The organism is Arcobacter sp., assembly GCF_050300555.1.
Taxonomy (GTDB): Bacteria; Campylobacterota; Campylobacteria; order Campylobacterales; family Arcobacteraceae; genus Arcobacter.
In genome coordinates this window covers 1-851 of record NZ_JBNKXY010000079.1, presented here as the reverse complement: position 1 = coordinate 851, position 851 = coordinate 1, and the positions used below count along the sequence as shown (strand labels likewise).

The window sequence follows — 851 nt, the reverse complement described above, 5'->3', positions numbered from 1 at the left end:
AGTCATAGGGAGGAGCATTTGATGAGGTCCCAATGTCATCATCGAAGCGATCTTCTTCGATTGACAAGGGAAATGGAGTGGGGTCTTCAATTTTTTCTTCTGAGCCTATTCCCGGTGCAGTGAGTTGAAGCAATTATTGCTTTGCTGGTAAGACTGAGATATCTGAGGTGTCCAGATAAATGATTATCAGCTCATCCTCAGAAATTAGTGGAGCATTGAAATGCAGATATTCAAGTGGAGTGACCGAGATGATTCTATCCAAGATCAACTTCCCCTCTTCAACTGTGCAATGAACAAAGACTCCCCCAGAAGTCATATCCAGATATTTAGTAGATTTTGTACCCAACTGGTGCACAAAATGCTGCATAAACATAGCATCTGGAATAGATAACTCTGGACCCGACAAAGCAAGTTGATTTTATCTGGACTAGGCTGCTCCCAAACTCTCTCCTTCCTTTTGAGCAAAATTAAGAACTTCATTGTGAAGATCAATAATCATGGACAATAGGAAGAAGATGAAATAGAAATGATCTTTTAAGATAACCCAACTTCCATGACAACTGCTAACATGGAGCTTGTAGCACTGCTTTGCCCATCCCGTTAGCGAGAATGAAAAGACCTTCCACTTAAGTGTCTCATGATTCATTTCTGATATCATGAGGGTGGCACATATCTCCTCAAAATCTTTCAGATGCTTGTATGGATTTTCATCCAAACCTTCAACAAAATTCAACTCTCTGATCAAGGATATGAAATCCGGGCGAATCTCATACCCCTTAGCTTCGATAGGGTGTAATGATGTAGCTGGCTCCAGATACTTCCCATCCGGAGCTGAAAAACTATAGATAGGG

Annotated in this window: 1 protein-coding gene; it reads right to left on the bottom strand. The window is 41.1% G+C overall.

What is annotated here, in order from left to right; translation table 11 throughout:
• Window positions 1-427: 427 nt before the first annotated feature.
• Window positions 428-851 (bottom strand): hypothetical protein (locus ACQY5W_RS13045; RefSeq protein ID WP_428025408.1); only part of this gene is annotated, 424 nt, incomplete at its 5' end.